At 70.2% G+C, this 16,040-nt stretch carries 14 protein-coding genes; 9 read left to right on the forward strand and 5 right to left on the reverse strand.

Annotation, left to right across the window (positions count from 1 at the left end; all coding sequences use genetic code 11):
* Nucleotides 1-23: 23 nt before the first annotated feature.
* The gene (locus tag E3O44_RS04860; protein WP_134533117.1) at nucleotides 24-713 is read right to left on the reverse strand and encodes an SDR family oxidoreductase; all 690 of its coding nucleotides are present in this window, start codon (nucleotides 711-713) and stop codon (nucleotides 24-26) included.
* A gap of 20 nt (nucleotides 714-733) precedes the next feature.
* Nucleotides 734-2,119, reverse strand: a complete 1,386-nt coding sequence (locus E3O44_RS04865; RefSeq protein WP_134533119.1) for a DUF6421 family protein — start codon at nucleotides 2,117-2,119, stop codon at nucleotides 734-736.
* A 472-nt stretch (nucleotides 2,120-2,591) separates the two neighbouring features.
* On the opposite strand from E3O44_RS04865, the gene E3O44_RS04870 reads away from it, so the two are divergent.
* Nucleotides 2,592-4,607 (forward strand): glucose PTS transporter subunit IIA, encoded by a 2,016-nt coding sequence (locus E3O44_RS04870; protein ID WP_372488133.1) that lies wholly within the window; start codon nucleotides 2,592-2,594, stop codon nucleotides 4,605-4,607.
* Between the two features lie 90 nt (nucleotides 4,608-4,697).
* On the opposite strand, the gene E3O44_RS04875 is transcribed toward E3O44_RS04870, so the two are convergent.
* Entirely contained in the window at nucleotides 4,698-5,924 is a 1,227-nt protein-coding gene (locus E3O44_RS04875) for a methyltransferase (RefSeq protein ID WP_134533123.1), read from the reverse strand.
* Between the two features lie 247 nt (nucleotides 5,925-6,171).
* Between E3O44_RS04875 and E3O44_RS04880 the strand changes: the two genes are divergently transcribed.
* The 7 genes from E3O44_RS04880 to E3O44_RS04910 all read left to right on the forward strand — a co-directional run bounded on the left by E3O44_RS04880 (nucleotide 6,172) and on the right by E3O44_RS04910 (nucleotide 13,450).
* Nucleotides 6,172-7,257: a LacI family DNA-binding transcriptional regulator gene (locus E3O44_RS04880; RefSeq protein ID WP_134533125.1), complete on the forward strand. Its 1,086-nt coding sequence runs from the start codon at nucleotides 6,172-6,174 to the stop codon at nucleotides 7,255-7,257.
* A 1-nt stretch (nucleotide 7,258) separates the two neighbouring features.
* On the forward strand, nucleotides 7,259-8,884 hold the full coding sequence (locus tag E3O44_RS04885; RefSeq protein ID WP_134533127.1) for a sugar ABC transporter ATP-binding protein: 1,626 nt from the start codon (nucleotides 7,259-7,261) through the stop codon (nucleotides 8,882-8,884).
* Between the two features lie 5 nt (nucleotides 8,885-8,889).
* Nucleotides 8,890-9,861: an ABC transporter permease gene (locus E3O44_RS04890; RefSeq protein WP_308196438.1), complete on the forward strand. Its 972-nt coding sequence runs from the start codon at nucleotides 8,890-8,892 to the stop codon at nucleotides 9,859-9,861.
* Between the two features lie 67 nt (nucleotides 9,862-9,928).
* The gene (locus E3O44_RS04895; protein WP_134533131.1) at nucleotides 9,929-10,873 is read left to right on the forward strand and encodes a substrate-binding domain-containing protein; all 945 of its coding nucleotides are present in this window, start codon (nucleotides 9,929-9,931) and stop codon (nucleotides 10,871-10,873) included.
* Nucleotides 10,870-11,808 carry a ribokinase gene (locus E3O44_RS04900; protein WP_134533133.1) on the forward strand — a complete coding sequence of 313 codons (939 nt, stop codon included), beginning with the start codon at nucleotides 10,870-10,872 and terminating at the stop codon, nucleotides 11,806-11,808. The genes E3O44_RS04895 and E3O44_RS04900 overlap by 4 nt, the downstream gene beginning before the upstream one ends.
* A complete protein-coding gene (gene rbsD / locus E3O44_RS04905) occupies nucleotides 11,805-12,188 on the forward strand; it encodes a D-ribose pyranase (protein ID WP_134533134.1) in 384 nt (127 codons plus the stop codon). Before E3O44_RS04900 ends, rbsD begins: the two co-directional genes overlap by 4 nt.
* Nucleotides 12,189-12,304: 116 nt before the next feature.
* Nucleotides 12,305-13,450 (forward strand): glycerate kinase, encoded by a 1,146-nt coding sequence (locus E3O44_RS04910; RefSeq protein ID WP_134533136.1) that lies wholly within the window; start codon nucleotides 12,305-12,307, stop codon nucleotides 13,448-13,450.
* A 32-nt stretch (nucleotides 13,451-13,482) separates the two neighbouring features.
* Here E3O44_RS04910 and E3O44_RS04915 read toward each other — a convergent pair whose 3' ends face one another.
* Both E3O44_RS04915 and E3O44_RS04920 read right to left on the reverse strand, forming a co-directional pair.
* The gene (locus tag E3O44_RS04915; RefSeq protein WP_134533137.1) at nucleotides 13,483-14,277 is read right to left on the reverse strand and encodes a 2,3-bisphosphoglycerate-dependent phosphoglycerate mutase; all 795 of its coding nucleotides are present in this window, start codon (nucleotides 14,275-14,277) and stop codon (nucleotides 13,483-13,485) included.
* A 126-nt stretch (nucleotides 14,278-14,403) separates the two neighbouring features.
* Nucleotides 14,404-15,027: a hypothetical protein gene (locus E3O44_RS04920; RefSeq protein WP_134533139.1), complete on the reverse strand. Its 624-nt coding sequence runs from the start codon at nucleotides 15,025-15,027 to the stop codon at nucleotides 14,404-14,406.
* Between the two features lie 147 nt (nucleotides 15,028-15,174).
* On the opposite strand from E3O44_RS04920, the gene E3O44_RS04925 reads away from it, so the two are divergent.
* Nucleotides 15,175-16,011 (forward strand): SDR family NAD(P)-dependent oxidoreductase, encoded by an 837-nt coding sequence (locus E3O44_RS04925; protein ID WP_134533141.1) that lies wholly within the window; start codon nucleotides 15,175-15,177, stop codon nucleotides 16,009-16,011.
* Nucleotides 16,012-16,040 lie beyond the last annotated feature (29 nt).

The following is a 16,040-nucleotide window of genomic DNA, read 5'->3' on the forward strand; positions in this document are numbered from 1 at the left end:
GGCCACTATCTGTGGCCGGGAGGTCAGCCGAGGGGGATGCGGGTGTTGGTGACGGATGCCGCCGGCACGTCCCAGAGGGCGACCACCCGTTCGGCGAGCTCGGGTTCGAGGCCGTCGAGGGCGCGGACGACGAAGATCGCGGTCGCGGCGGTCTGGCCGCTCGGCAGGGCAGCCTTCGCGAAGCCGTGGCCGACGGCGCGGGTCCAGGTCTCGGCCGCCGACTTCGCCGCGGCGTAGTTGGCGCCGCCGGGGGTGGGGGTGCCCACCGAGACCGAGGAGACGATGGCGAGGCGCCCGGCCGGCGAGGCCAGCAGGTCGGCGTTGAAGGCGCGGGTCGTATTGCGCAGCGTCGTGACGATATTCCGGTGCAGGAATGCCCAGTCCTCGTCGGACTGCCCGGCGAGCCCGCCGCCGCCGCGCCAGCCGCCGACGAGGTGGATGAGCCCGTCGATCATGCCGTGATCGGCATGGACGCGTTCGGCGAGGCCCGTGACGGCCGGGGGGTCGGCGAGGTCGCAGACGTAGGGGAATGCGCCGGGCACGCTCTCGACGAGCGCGTCGAGGCGCTGCCCGTTCGAGCCGACGACGATCACGCGGGCGCCGGCCCCGGCCAGCGCCGCGGACACCGCACGGCCGGCGGTACTCGTCGCGCCCGCGACGAGTACCGTGCGGCCGGCGACGGACCGGCGCGCGGAATCCACTGCTTCGGTCATCGTCGCCGGCCCAGCCCGGCCTAGTCGCGCCCGGTGATGCCGGCCGTCGACTCGATGACGGTCTTCATCTTCTTGTCGAGCGCCTCGAAGAACATCGAGAGCGGAAACTCGTCGTCGAGGACGAGGTCGGTGTACCCCTTCGGCGGCCCGGCGAGCACGTCGATGGGCAGCCCGCGCGCCCAGGTGGACGCCGGGTTCGGAGTGAGCGTCTCGGCGACCATCGCGTACGCGGCGAGCCAGTGTGCCTTCTTCGGCCGGTCGATCGAGGCCCAGTAGAGCTCGTCGATCCGGGCTCCGAGGGCGATCACGACATCGGGGACGGCGTCCCAGTCGAAGGTGAGCGCCGTGTCCGTCCAGTGCAGCACATGGTGCTGGTGCATCCACGCGAACAGCAGTTGCCCGCCGAGGCCGTCGTAGTTGCGTACCCGGCTGCCGCTGATCGCGAACCGGAAGATCCGGTCGAAGATCACCGCGTACTGCACGAGGCTCGCGTGCCTGCGGGCCTCCGGGCTCGCGTTGTCGTCGCGCTCGATCGTCACGGCCTCGCGGAAGGCGGTGAGGTCGCAGCGCAGTTCCTCGAGGGAGTAGAGGAAGAACGGCATCCGCTGCTTGATCATGAACGGGTCGAAGGGGAGGTCGCCGCGCATGTGGGTGCGGTCGTGGATCAGGTCCCACATTACGAAGGTCTCTTCGGCGAGGCGCTGGTCCTCGAGCAGCAGGGACAGGCCGGCAGGCACCTCGAGTCGGGTGATGGCGGATGCCGCGCGCACGACCCTGCGGAACCGGGCGGCCTCACGGTCGGCGAAGATGGCGCCCCACGTGAACGTGGGGATCTCCCGCATCGCGACCGTCTCGGGGAAGAGCACCGCGGAATTGGTGTCGTACCCGGGCGTGAAGTCGAGGAACCGGATCGGCACGAACAGCTTGTTCGTGTATTCCTGCTCCAGCTCGGCGACGAACTCCGGCCAGATCACCTCGACGAGGACCGCCTCGACCAGCCGGTTCGTGCTGCCGTTCTGCGTGTACATCGGGAAGACGACGAGGTGACGGATTCCGGCGTCCCGGTGCGCCTGGGGCTGGAACTCCATCAGGGAGTCGAAGAAGTCGGGCACGCCGAAGTCCTCGGTCGCCCAGCGGGCGAAATCACGGTCGAGCGCCGCGAGGTAGCCGGCGTCGTGCGGGAAGTGCGGGGCGAGTTCTTCAATGGCCGAGCGGATCACGGCGACGTGGCCGGCGGCATCCGCCCGGTCGGTGGGCTCGGGGACCGAGCCGTCCTTCGCCTGGATGGCCTGCATCGCGGTCGCGGCCGCCTTGAGCCGGAGCCACTCCGACGACGTCGCGAGGTTCGCGGCGTCTTCGAGAACCTCGGGCTCACCGACCAGTGCATCTGCAATGTAATTCGACATGGGAACCTCCCGTCCTCGTGAGTGCCGCGGTCGCGGCGGGGTGAACGCGTTTCTCGGCGCGCGCCCCCAGCGTATCCGGGGACAGACGGCGTTTTCATGCGGGCTTCCGCAGCGAATCGCTGTGTTCGGTCGGTTTCGCGCGTGAATATGCCGCGCCCGACCGGCCGGCGTCGGCCCCGGACGCTGGGGATGCGAGTCGGGTTGGCTCGTCATCTCGCTCGCGATGTCCTGAAACGATTCACGGTCCGTGCGCTCGTCGCGACGGCCTAAACCGGAGGTGAGATGTGCACAAAGATCGTGTACGTTGCTAATGATGTGTGAAAACCCACACGACTTTCTCAGCCGGCCCACACGGTCGCGCTGAGCCGTGCCACCGGAGACACACGTCCTTAATCCACACCCAAAGGAGTCCAAGGTGGCGTCGAAACCTGCTGCAGAGATTATTCAAAGTATCGGAGGTGCCGGAAACGTCGTGGGTCTGACCCATTGCGCCACCCGGCTCCGCTTCCAGCTCAAGGATGCATCCGGAATCGACCAGTCGGTCGTCGAGGCGATCCCGGTCGTTCTGGGCGCTGTCCCCCAAGCGGGCGAACGCTACCAGGTCGTCATCGGTGGAGCGGTTGAGACTGTGTACAACGACATTATGGCGCTGCCCGAAATGAAGCGGATCAGCTCCGGCGAAGCCGCCGCCGGTGACTCCGTCGCCGACATGAAGGCCGCCGGACGGGCACAGGGCCCGCGCGGCAAGTTCGCCTGGCTCGACACGTTCTTCGAGGTCTTGTCCGACTCGTTCCGCCCGATCCTCGGCGCCCTGCTCGGCGCCTCGCTGTTCATTACGTTCATGGCCCTGATGGCCACCCTCGGTGTCATTCCGGCGTGGAACGCCCCGGGCGTCACCCTCGACCCGTCCTGGCAGTTCGTGAACCTGATGTGGAAGGGCGTTTTCGTCTTCCTGCCGCTCATGGTCGCCTACAACGCCACCAAGAAGCTCGGCGCGGACCCGTGGGTCGGCTTCGGCGTCATGGCCGTCGTCATGCTCCCCGGCTTCACGTCCCTCGGCCTCACCGAGGGTGCGCAGACCGTCTTCGACGGCCACGCAACCATCGTGCAGGTCTTCGGCCTGCCGCTGACCGTGACCGACTACAGCTCGCAGGTGTTCCCGCCGCTGCTGATGGCCGGCGTGCTCGCGCTGCTGAACAAGGGCCTGAAGAAGATCATCCCCAGCAGCATCCAGCTGATCTTCGTGCCGTTCATCCTCATGCTCGTGATGATCCCGCTGACCGCCTTCCTGATCGGCCCGCTCGGCGTCTACGGAGGTGCGGCTCTCGGCAACTTCCTCAAGTCGATCAATGACTTCTCACCGTTCATCTTCGCGGTCGTCATCCCGCTCGCCTACCCGTTCATGGTTCCGCTCGGACTGCACTGGCCGTTGAACGCGGTCATGCTGCTCAACATCCAGACCCTCGGGTTTGACTTCATCCAGGGCCCGATGGGCGCCTGGAACTTCGCGTGCTTCGGTGCAACCGCCGGTGTGCTCGTCATCGCCATCCGCGAACGTGACAAGCAGATGAAGCAGACCGCAACGGGCGCGCTCGCCGCCGGTCTCCTCGGCGGTATTTCAGAACCCTCCCTGTACGGAATCCACCTGCGCTTCAAGCGCATCTACCCGCGCATGCTCATCGGCTGCCTCGTCGGCGGTGTCATCATCGGAATCGGCGGTGGCGTGAAGACGAGCGCATTCGTGTTCACCTCGCTGCTGACCATCCCCGCGTTCGACAACATCCCCCTCTACACGATCGCCGTCGCCGCATCGTTCATCGTTGCGATGGTCCTCGTGATCCTCTCCGGTTACCAGACGCCCGAGCAGAAGGCGGCCGTTGTCGCCCAGGTCGAGGCCGATGACGCCGCAACCGCCAAGAAGGACGCGCACGCCGCATCCGTCGCAGCACCGGTAGTCGCCGGTACCGCAGGCGTCGCCACGGCAACTGCCGCAGCGACCAGCACCGGCACGGCCACCGCCGTCGCCACCCTGCTCGCCACGATCGGTTCGCCGGTCGCCGGTATCGTCGTTCCGCTCGCCGAGGTCCCAGACCCCGTGTTCAGCAAGGGAATCGTCGGCCCCGGCGTCGGGATCGACCCGACAGAGGACACCGTCTACGCCCCCGCGGCCGGCAAGGTCCTCGTCGCGCAGCCGACCGGTCACGCCTTCGGGCTGCTGCTCGACAGCGGCGTCGAACTGCTCATTCACGTGGGTATCGACACCGTGAACCTGGCCGGCAAGGGCTTCGACGTCAAGGTCGCCGCCGGCGACCGGGTCGAAGCCGGCACCCCGCTGGTCACCTTCGACCGCGCGGTCATCGAGGCTGCGGGCTACTCGCTCGTCACTCCGGTGCTCGTGACGAACGCCCGGAAGTTCGGGCCCGTCGAGCCGGCCGCCTCCGGCCACGTCCAGGTCGGAAGCCCGCTCCTGACCGTCGACGCGAAGTAACGGTCGTCACTCGCTAGACCGTTTCACCGTTTCACCGCTTCACCGCACAAGGCGGGCAGAGAATCCTCTGCCCGCCTTGTGTTTTTTCAGTCACGGGCGCTCGGGGGCGGATCCCGCGCGCAGCCGCCAGAGCGAGGTCACCTCTGCGGCCCTCGCCGCGTGCAGCGGGTCGTCGGCGTCGGCGGCCTTCCGGTGCACGGGCTTCGTGTCGAGGCGGGCGACGACCTCGAGACCGGCGTCGTCGAACTGGTCGAGCAGGGCGTCCCTCGATCGCAGGCCGAGGTGCTCGGCGATGTCGGAGAGCACGAGCCAGCCCTCGCCCCCGGGAGTGAGATGGCCCGCGAGGCCGGAGAGGAAGCCCTGCAGCATCTGCCCGTCGGGATCGTAGACGGCGTGGTCGGTCGCGGTGACGGCGGCGCCGGGGATCCACGGCGGATTGCAGACGATCAGGTCGGCCAGACCCGAGGGGAACAGGTCGGTGTCCTCGATCGTGACCGTCTTCGTGAGGCCAAGCCTGGCCACGTTCTCGCGCGCGCAGGCCAGCGCCCGCGGGGCCGTGTCCGTGCCGATCACGCGATCGAAGCCACGGCCGGCGAGGATCGCGGCGATCACGCCGGTGCCGGTGCCGATGTCGAAGGCGGTGCGCGAGGCATCCGCTGCCGCGTTCGTGGTCCCGGTCGCCGTGGTCCCGGTCGCAGTGGTCGCGGCCGACGCGGGGAGCGGCGCGGCGAGCACGAGGTCGAGGTACTCCCCGCGCACGGGCGAGAAGACGCCGTAGTGCGCGTGGATGCTGCCGCCGAGCGCCGGGACATCGACGCCCCTGACCCGCCACTCGTGGGCGCCCATGACTCCGAGCAGCTCGCGGAGCGACGTGACCGTCGCGGTGCGGCCGGCCGGGCCGTAGGTCTCGAGGCAGGCGGCGCGGGCGTCTGGCGCGCGGCGCAGGGCGATCGTGTAGTCGGCGTCGAGCGGGATCAGCACGAGGCCGAGTAGCCGGGCGCGCTCGTGGGCGTCGGCCCTGGTCCGCTCGAAGAGGGCGGCCGGGCCGCGGCGCGGCGGATGCGTGCGACGGCGGGCGGTGTCGATGTGGTCGATGCGGCGGGCGAGCGCGCCGAGTAGCTGCCGGGCGTTCTGGAAGTCGCCGGCCCACAGCATCCCGGTGCCCGACTTGGCGAGGCGGTAGGCCGCGTCCGCGGTCATCCGGTCGTCGGCGACCACGACGGTCTCCGGGGCGGGCCAGTGGTTCTCCGAATGCCAGCCGGTGATCGGGGGCGCCGGATGCGTGAGATCGGCGGGCTTCTGCGGTGTGCGGGACATGGGGTCCGCTCCAGTGACACGAACTTCGGTAGCAGGGCCTTCGACGCTCGTGCGCGCGGGACTCGTCCCCCCGGACGAGTGCCGGCGGTCTCTCCCGAGTATCGCAGCGTTCGAGAAGGGATGGGGTGGGAAAACGCGGTTTGCGGGAGGGGTGTTGACAGTCCGACGGGGAGCGTCCTAGTATGGAAACGATTCCATGGAATCGTTTCCACGAGGTACGGCCCGATCACACAATGAGGTGAGCTTGATGAACGCGATCACGATCCGCGAGGTCGCAGCGCTCGCCGGCGTCTCCGTCGCCACCGCCTCCCGGGTGCTCTCCGGCAACCCGGCCACGTCCCCGGCCTCGCGGTCCCGCGTCGCCTCCGCCGCGGCGGAACTCGACTTCCGGCCGAACGCCCAAGCCCGCGCGCTGCGCGGGGCCAGGACGAACGCCCTCGGCCTGCTCGTCTCCGACGTGCGGAACCCCTTCTTCGCCGACCTCGCACACACCGTGGAACAGGCGGCCATCCTGCACGGCTACGTGACGCTGCTCGGCAACGCCAACGAACGCGCCGACCAGCAGGACCGGTACCTCGACACCCTGATCTCGCGGAGGGTCGACGGCATCATCCTCGCCCCCGTCGGGGCGGGGAGCGACAGCATCCGCTCGCTGATCGCCCGCGAGATCCCCACCGTCTTCGTCGACCGCACGATCGCGGGCATGGACGTGCCGAGCGTCACGACGGACGGAACGGCCGGCATCCGCCAGGCCGTCGAGCACCTCGCGGTGGCCGGGCACACCCGGATCGGCTACATCTCCGGCCCGCAAGCCAGCTCGACCGGGCGCGACCGGTTCGCCGCGTTCACCCGGTCCGTCGTCGAGAACGGGCTGAGCGCCGACCCCGCACTCGTCTACTTCGGCGACTACCAGGCGGCCAGCGGATCGGCCGGAGTGCATGCCCTGCTGGGCCTCCGCGAGCCGCCGACCGCCCTGCTCGTGGCCGACAGCCTGATGGCCGTCGGCGCCATCGCCAGCCTGCACGACCGTGGGGTTCGGCTCGGCGTCGACCTCGCGATGGTCGCCTTCGACGACATCGAATGGTTCGCGCTGCTCAACCCCGCACTGAGCGTCATCTCGCACAGCGTCGCGGACATGGGCCGCACCGCCGTCGACCTGCTGCTGCAGGTCATCGACGGCGGCACCCCCGCCTCCGTCGTGCTGCCGAGCGAACTGATCGTCCGGGCGTCGTCGGCGTCGTCGGCGTCGTCGGCGACAGCGGGAGCAGCGGGAACGCCGGCGACCCCGCCCACAGCACCCACAGCCAGTCATAACAGCGTAAGGACGCACTGAAATGAATCCACAACCCCTGGTCACCCTGCAGAACGTGGGCAAGATCTTCGGCCAGGTGACCGTCATCAAGGACGTCACCGTGAGCGTGTACGCCGGCCACGTGCAGGTGCTCCTCGGCGAGAACGGCGCCGGAAAATCCACGCTGATCAAGATGATGGCCGGTGTCTACCAGCCGGATTCCGGCGCCATCGTCGTCGACGGCGCCGTCGTGACACTGCCGACGACCCGCGCGGCGGAGGACCTCGGCATCGCCACCATCCACCAGGAGCTCAACCTCGTACCGACCATGAGCGTCGCCGAGAACGTGATGCTCGGGCGGATGCCGACCAGGCACGGCATGGTCGACCGGCGCGCCCTCCGCAATCGGGCGCGTGCCGCCCTCGCCCTGATCGGCCTCGACGTCGACGTGGACACCCCGGTCGGCGAGCTCGGCATCGCCAAGCAGCAACTCGTCGAGATCGCCAAGGCGCTCAGCATCAACGCGCGCATCCTCATCCTCGACGAGCCGACCGCCGCGTTGACCAGGCACGAGACCGAGGCGCTCTTCGCCGTGATGGCCGACCTGCGGCGCCGGGGCGTCGCGATGCTCTTCATCAGCCACCACCTCGACGAGATCGCCGAGGTCGGCGACACCGTCACGGTGCTGCGCGACGGCGAGTTCGTCGCGGAGGTGCCCGCGTCCACGCCGGAGGCCGAGTTGGTGCGGCTCATGGTCGGCCGCAACATCGAGGACCAGTTCCCCCGCCGTGCCCCCGAGCTCGTGAACCCGGCCGAGATCCTCGCGGTCGACAAGCTCGGCGCGAGCGGCTCGTTCAGCGACGTCAGCTTCACCGTGCACGCCGGCGAGGTGCTCGGCATCGCCGGGCTCGTCGGCGCGGGGCGCACCGAGCTGATCCGGGCAATCGTGGGCGTCGATCACTATGACTCCGGCACCGTTCTGGTGCGCGGGCACCGGCTGCCCAAGGGCAACATCCCGGCCGCCATCGCGGCAGGGATCGGCCACGTGCCCGAGGACCGCAAGGGACAGGGGCTCGTGCTCGGGGCATCCGTCAACGACAACCTCGGCTACGCGACGCTCGCGTCGACCGCCCGCCTCGGGCTCGCGGACTTCACCGGGCAGCGGCGCAGGGCCCAGGCCGTCGCCGAGAAGCTCCGCATCCGGATGCACACCATCGACCAGGCCGTCGGCGCGCTGTCCGGCGGCAACCAGCAGAAGGCCGTGTTCGGCCGCTGGATTATTGCCGCCTCGACCGTGCTCCTGCTCGACGAGCCCACCCGCGGCGTCGACGTCGGCGCCAAGGTGGAGATCTACGAACTGATGAACGCGATCACGGATGCCGGGGGCGCGATCGTCATGGTCTCGAGCGAACTCCCCGAGGTCCTCGGCATGAGTGACCGCATCCTGGTGATGCGGGACGGCCGGATCGCCGGCGAGCTGAGCGCCGCGGAGGCGACCCAGGACGCCGTGATGACCCTCGCCGCCCGGGAGGCGGGCAGCACCGAGATCGACGCCATCGTCGACGACATCGAATCCGACGAACCGATCAGCGAACCGAACAGCACGACGATCGACGGCACCCTCGCCGCCGTCACCCCAGACAACGCACCGACCCACGAGAAGGAATGACACCGATGTCCACGACTACCCTGGCCCCGGCGCGCCGCCGCGTCGACTACAAGAAATTCCTCGCCAACAACGGAGCGCTCGTCGGCCTCGTCGTGTTGTGCCTCGCCCTCTTCATCGCCACCCCGGACTTCCTGACCGGGCAGAACCTGCTGAACATCGGCATCCAGGTCTCGACCGTGGCCGTGCTCGCGTTCGGGATGACCTTCGTCATCGTCGCGGGCGGCATCGACCTGTCGGTCGGCGCGGTCGCGGCCCTCGCCGCCATGGTGTCCAGCTGGCTCTTCGTCGCCGCCGGGCTGCCCGGCTGGCTCACCCTGCTCGGCGGCCTCGCCACCGGGCTCCTCGCCGGCATGGTCAACGGTCTGGCCAACGCCTACGGCAAGCTGCCCTCCTTCATCGCGACTCTGGCCATGCTGAGCGTCGCCCGCGGACTCACCCTCGTGATCTCCGACGGGCGGCCGATCAAGACCGCACCCGAGGTCTCCTTCCTCGGCGGAAACCTCGGACCCGTCCCGATGCCGATCGTCGTGCTCCTGCTTTCGGCCGTCGTCGCCTCCTTCGTGCTCAACCGCACGGTGATCGGGCGGTCGATGTACGCGGTGGGCGGCAACGCCGAGGCGGCTCGCCTGTCCGGACTGCCGGTGAAGCGCATCCTCGTCACGGTCTTCGCCCTCGCCGGCCTGTTCGCGGCGCTCGCCGGGCTCCTCCTCGCCGGGCGGCTCGACTCCGCGCAGCCCCAGGCCGCGGCCGGCTACGAGCTCGACGCCATCGCGGCCGTCGTCATCGGTGGCGCGTCGCTCTCCGGCGGCCTCGGCAAGATCTCGGGCACCTTCGTCGGCGCGCTCGTGCTCGTCGTCATCCGCAACGGCCTCAACCTGCTGAACGTCACCTCGTTCTGGCAGCAGGTCGTCATCGGCCTCGTGATCGCCCTCGCGGTCGGCGTCGACGTGCTCCGCCGCAAGACGCGCAACAGCTGACCCGCCGGCGCCCGTCCTCCCTCCTTCCCCTTTTTCCCTTCCATCGCCCAACCCAAAGGAACACACAATGAAGTCGTCCTCTTTCCGCAGAATCGCCGCCGTCACCACCGCAGCCGCACTCATCCTCGTCGGCACGACCGCCTGCGGCCGGGGCGGCGGGGACTCGGCGTCCGGCACCAAGATCGTGCTCGCCGTCTCCACCCTGAACAACCCGTTCTTCGTCGAACTCCGCGACGGCGCCCAGGCCGCTGCGACGGCCGCCGGTGTCCAGCTCAACATCGTGGATGCCCAGAACGACTCGGCCACCCAGGCCAACCAGCTGGCCACGGCCGCGTCGAGCGGTGCCAAGCTCGTCATCGTCAACCCCGTCGACTCGGATGCCGCCGGCTCGGCGGTCAAGGCGCTCAACACCGCGAACATCCCGGTCATCGCGGTCGACCGCACCGTCAACGGCGCCACCGTCGCGTCCCTCGTCGCGAGCGACAACGTCGCAGGCGGCAAGCAGGCCGCGATCGAGCTCGCGACCGCGATGGGCGAGAAGGGCAGCGTCATCGACCTGCAGGGTGTCTCGGGAACCAGCGCGAGCCGCGACCGCGGAGCCGGCTTCGAGGAGGGCATGAAGGCATACCCGAACATCACCGTCGTGGCCAAGCAGACCGCCAACTTCGACCGGGCGACCGCACTCGACGTGACCACGAACCTGCTCCAGGCCCACCCCGACGTGACCGGCGTCTTCGCCGAGAACGATGAGATGGCCCTCGGCGCCGTGCAGGCGCTCGGCTCCCGCGCCGGAACCGACATCAAGGTCGTCGGCTTCGACGGAACCACCGACGGACTCGCCGCGATCACGGCGGGCACCCTCGCCGCCACGATCGCCCAGCAGCCGGCCGAACTCGGCAAGCTCGCCATCGAACTGGCCGTCAAGACCCTCGCCGGCGAGAAGGTCGACGCGACCGTCCCCGTCGAGGTCGTCACCGTCACGAAGACGAACGTGGGCGACTTCACCAAGTGAGTTCCTTCACCCCCACCGCTGACGGCGGCCCGATCGTCGTCGTCGGCTCGATCAACGTCGACCAGGTGATGGTCGTCGAGCGCCACCCCGCGCCAGGGGAAACCCTGATCGCGCGGTCGATGGAATTCCTGCCTGGCGGCAAGGGCGCCAACCAGGCCGTCGCGGCGGCCCGGCTGGGCGCGCACGTCAGCCTCGTCGGCGCCACCGGACGCGACGCGGTGGCCGCGCTCACGATCGAGCTCCTCGAACGGGCCGGCGTCGACCTGTCCGCCGTGTCCGCAATCGACGGCCCGACCGGCCTCGCCCTCGTCACCGTGGCCGACGACGGTGAGAACACGATCGTCGTCGTCCCCGGCGCGAACGCCGCGGTAGGAGAGAGCGTCGTCGTCGGCGCCGCCGAGCTCATCGCCCAGGCCGCGGTCGTCGTGCTGCAGGGCGAGATCCCCGCCGCCGGCATCGAGGCCGCCGCACGCCTGGCCACCGGCCGGGTCGTGCTCAACCTCGCTCCGGTGATCACGGTCGACCCCGCCACGATCCGGCGGGCCGACCCGCTCGTGGTCAACGAGCACGAGGCCGCACTGGTCCTCGCGCTCCTCGACCCCGGGACCGACATTCCCCGCGCAGACGCCGAGCTCGTGTCCCGGCTCCGCGCCACCGGCGTGACCTCCGTGGTACTGACCAGGGGAGAACAGGGCGCGATCTGCTCCGATTCCCTCGGCACGACCACGGTTCCCTCTCCCCGGGTCGCCGCGGTCGACTCATCCGGCGCAGGCGACGCCTTCGTCGGGGCGCTGAGCGGGCGGCTTGCCGCCGGTTCCAGCCTCGTCGACGCCGTGCGCCTCGCGGTCAGGGTCGGCGCGTTCGCGGTGCGCACCCTCGGCACCCAGCAGTCATATCCTGGCCTGGACGACGACCTGCCCGAGGTGGAGAAATGAAGCGAAACGGCATCATCAATGCGGACCTCTGCGGAGCCCTGGCCCGCCTCGGACACACCGACGTGGTGCTCCTGGCCGATTGCGGCATGCCGATCCCGGCCGGGGTCTCGGTGATCGATCTCGCCCTCGTCCACGGCATTCCGCGGTTCGAGCAGGTCCTCGATGCCCTGCTGGGCGAGATGGTCTTCCAGCACTGCATCGCCGCCGAGGAGGCGAAGGGCGCCCCTGCGGGTGCCTGGCTGACGGAGCGCTTCGACGGGATCGAGTACATCAGCCACGAGGAGCTCAAGGCGCTGTCCGCGTCCGCCAAGCTCTTCATCCGCACGGGCGAGGCCACGCCGTACGCGAATGCGGCGCTGGTCTGCGGGGTGTCGTTCTGAGCCACGGCTCCAGAGATCGACGTGGTGCACCGAAACGGCCACACTGAGGGGGTCGGGGAATTTTCCCCGGCCCCCTTTTTTCGCCCCCATCGGCCGCGCTCGGCAGAGGAAACCGCATGAAGTTCGTTCTGGCACCCGACTCCTTCAAGGAATCGCTGACCGCGGCGGAGGCCGTCGCCGCGATGGAACGCGGCATCCGCTCGGTGTTCCCGGATGCCGTCTGTGTCGCCGTGCCCATGGCCGACGGCGGCGAAGGCACGGCAGACGCCCTCGTGACCGCACTCGGCGGCACGCTCGTCACGGCCGAGGTACAGGATGCGCTCGGCCGAACGGTGCGGGCGAGCTATGGGTTCGTCGCGGCGGAGGAACTCGCGATCATCGAGATCGCAGCGGCCGCCGGCATCCACCTCGTCGCGGCGCCCGACCGCGACCCGCGGATCGCGAGCAGTTTCGGGGTCGGCCGGCTGATCACCGACGCGCTCGACCGCGGCGCGCGCCGGTTCATCATCGGGCTCGGCGGATCCGTCACCAACGACGGCGGTGCCGGGATGCTGCGGGCCCTCGGAGCCAGGCTGCTCGACGCGGACGGTGCTGAGCTGCCAGACGGCGGAGCCGCCCTCGCCCGGCTCACGCGGATCGACCTGGCCGGGTTCGACCCGCGCCTCGCCGGCACGGCCTTCCGGATCGCGAGCGACGTGACCAACCCGCTGCTCGGCCCGGACGGCGCCAGCCGGGTGTTCGGACCCCAGAAGGGCGCCGACGCAGGCGCCGTGGCCGAGCTCGATGCGGCCCTCGGCGTCTACGCGGCCGTGGTTCGGGAGGCCACCGGGCGCGAGGTCGCCACGGTCGCCGGGTCCGGCGCCGCCGGCGGGCTCGGGGCCGCCTTCCTCGCCTTCTTCGAGAGCACGATGCGGCGCGGCGTGGACGTCGTGATGGACGGTACCCACCTCTCGGAGTCGATGGCGGGCGCCGACGTCGTGTTCACCGGGGAGGGCAGCATCGACGCCCAGACCCTCGGCGGGAAGACCCCGTTAGGCGTCGCTGAGCTCGCGGCCCGGCACGGCGTGCCGGTGATCGCCTTCGCCGGGCGGGTCGGGGAGGGCGCCGAGGCGCTCTATCGGCACGGGTTCGCTGCCCTCGTGCCGATCGTGCCGGGCGTCTGCACCCTGGAGGAGGCGCTCGCCGCGGGCGCGGCCAACCTGGAGAACGCCGTCGCGACCACCTGTCGCCTGCTCGCGGTTTCGACGCACGCCGGGTCCTGACCCGCGGCATCCGCTTCCGCAACTCGAGCGGGTTAGGTGCCGCCGTCTGCGGTGAGCCGGGCCGCGGCCGGCAGGGCGGCGGCGGAGTCGAGGTAGTGGCCGCCGGCCGAGAGCGGCTGCCGCGGGAGCGCATCCGTGGGTTCCGTCACCAGGTCGGCGGTCGTGAAGCGATAGACGAGCGGATGCCCGGTCGGCAGATTAAGCCGGTGGATCGCGTGGTCGTCGAGGCCGTCCAGCAGGGCGCAGTAGGCCCGGAGCGAGTTTCCGTGGGCGACGACGAGCACGGTCTGGCCGAGGCGCAGGCGCGGAACCACCCGTTCGGCATGGAAGCGGCCGACCCGGGCCATGACCTGGCTGAGCGCCTCGGTGCGGGTCAGTGCGTCAGCGGGGAGTCCGCGGAACAGGGGAGAGTCGCGGGCGGCCGCGAAGGCCGCGTCGTCGAGCGGGGGCGGCGCGGTGTTCACCGACCGTCGCCAGGCCAGGAACTGGGCCTCGCCGAATTCGGTGCGCACATCGGCCTTGGAGCGACCGGTCAGGGCCCCGTAATTGCGTTCGTTGAGCCGCCAGTCGGCCAGCGCGGCCGCCGGGTGCGGCCGGAGCTCCTCGACCACGATCTCGGCCGTTCGCCGGGCCCGCTGCAAGGCGGAGGTGAACACGACGTCGGGGTGCAGGGCCGCCGAGGCCAGGAGCCTGGCGGCCGACCGGGCCTCTGCCGCCCCCTGGTCGGACAGTGGCGCGTCGAGGATTCCGGTGAACAGGCCTGCGGCATTCGCCGTGCTCTCGCCGTGCCGCAGGAGCACGAGGGTACCGGGAGTGTGCGTGCTCACTGGCCTGTCCTCTCGGCGCTCCGGCTGGGACGCTCCTGTCAGGTTATCGCCCGGTCGTGCCGTGTCGTGTCGTGCCGTGGAGTGCCGTGCGGCGTCGTCCTGTGCGGCGTCGTTCCGGGGCGGGGCTCAGAAGTCGAAGCCGCCGCCGAAGTCCCCGCCGCCGAAGTCGCCCCCGCCGAAGTCGCCGCCCGAGTCGGCACCGGTGTCTGCACCGGCTTCCGTGCTCGTGTCGCTTGCGGCGCCCCCGCCGGAATCGGTCCCCGAGTCGCTCGCCGCGGCATCCGTCGCCCCCGGGTCAGGCATGAACGCGCTCACGAGCGCGGACCCGATCACGTAGCCGGCGACCGTGCCGAGGATGGTGCTGCCGACCATGCCGCCGAACCCCAGGCCGCCCTGGCCCTGGCGGCCGAGGGTGCGTTCGAGGGCGCCGGGCTCGCGGAGCTCTGCACGGGTGGCCGCCTTCGCGAGCGTTGCCGGTTCGGCGTCGGCGGGTCGTTCGCTCGGCGTGGAGTTCTCGGTGAGGCGCTGGAAGAGCAGGTCGCGCTGCTGGTCGGTCAGCTTCGCGAACGCCTCGGTGTGCACCTGCTCGATGGTCTCCGGCGGCGCGGTGCGCAACAGGTACTGGTAGCGCTCGACGGCGATCTCGTCGTCGGTGCGCTGCGGGGTGGCGCCGCGCGTGGTGGGCGCGGTTCGGGCCTGAGCCGTGGTGCCCTGTTCGTCGCGGCCGAAGAGGCGGTCGAGGAATCCCATGGTGTGCTCCTGGTCAGTCGGTGTTCGGGGTGGATCGTCGATCGGTTGCGTCCACGATGGCAGGCCGGGCTGGGTATGCACTGGGCTTCGCAGGCGCTCCCGCGGGTGGCGGCCCCCGGACCGGCGGCGATGATGAATGATGGAGGCATGACTCGAACCGTTTCCGGAGCCCGCGTGCTGATCACCGGCGCTGCCAGCGGCATGGGCCGCCTCTACGCCGAGCGGGCCGTCGCCGAAGGGGCGCGGGCGGTCATCCTCTGGGACCGGGATGCCGCCGCTCTCACCCGCACCGTAGCTCTCCTCTCCGAGGGCGCTACCGCATCGACGACGGTGTTCCCCTACGTCGTCGACATCGGAGACCTCGGCGCGATCGCGCAGACCGCCCAGCGCGTGCGCACAGAGGTCGGAAATCCGGACATCGTGATCAACAACGCCGGGATCGTGCGCGGCGCCTTCTTCTGGGAGCACGACAACGGCGACGACACGCGCCCGACCATGCAGATCAACGCCCTCGCCCCGATGTACATCGCCCGCGAGTTCCTGCCGGGGATGATGAGCACCAACGGCCGCGAATCGCGGATCGTGAACATCGCCTCGGCGGCGGGACTGCTCTCCAACCCGAGGATGAGCGTGTACGCGGCCTCGAAGGCCGCCCTGATCGGCTGGAGCGACTCCCTCCGGCTCGAACTCGTGCAGCAGGGCTTCAGCCGGGTCAAGGTCACCACGGTGTCGCCGAGCTACATCTCGACCGGCATGTTCGACGGCGCACGCGGGCCGCTGCTGACCCCCATCCTCACCCCGGAATACGTCGTCGACCGGGTCTGGCGGGCCATGCTCGCCGGGACTCCGCAGGTGACCATGCCGTGGACGGTCGGTCTCTCGAGAGTGCTGCGGGGCGTCCTGCCGCTGCCGGTCTGGGACTTCGTGGCCGGCCGCGTCTTCGGCGTCTACAACACCATGGACGGCTTCGTCGGCCGTCGCTGACCGTCACTGAGCGTCGGCGACCATCGCTG

The sequence above is a fragment of the Cryobacterium algoricola genome (assembly GCF_004402485.1).
Taxonomy (GTDB): domain Bacteria; phylum Actinomycetota; class Actinomycetes; order Actinomycetales; family Microbacteriaceae; genus Cryobacterium; species Cryobacterium algoricola.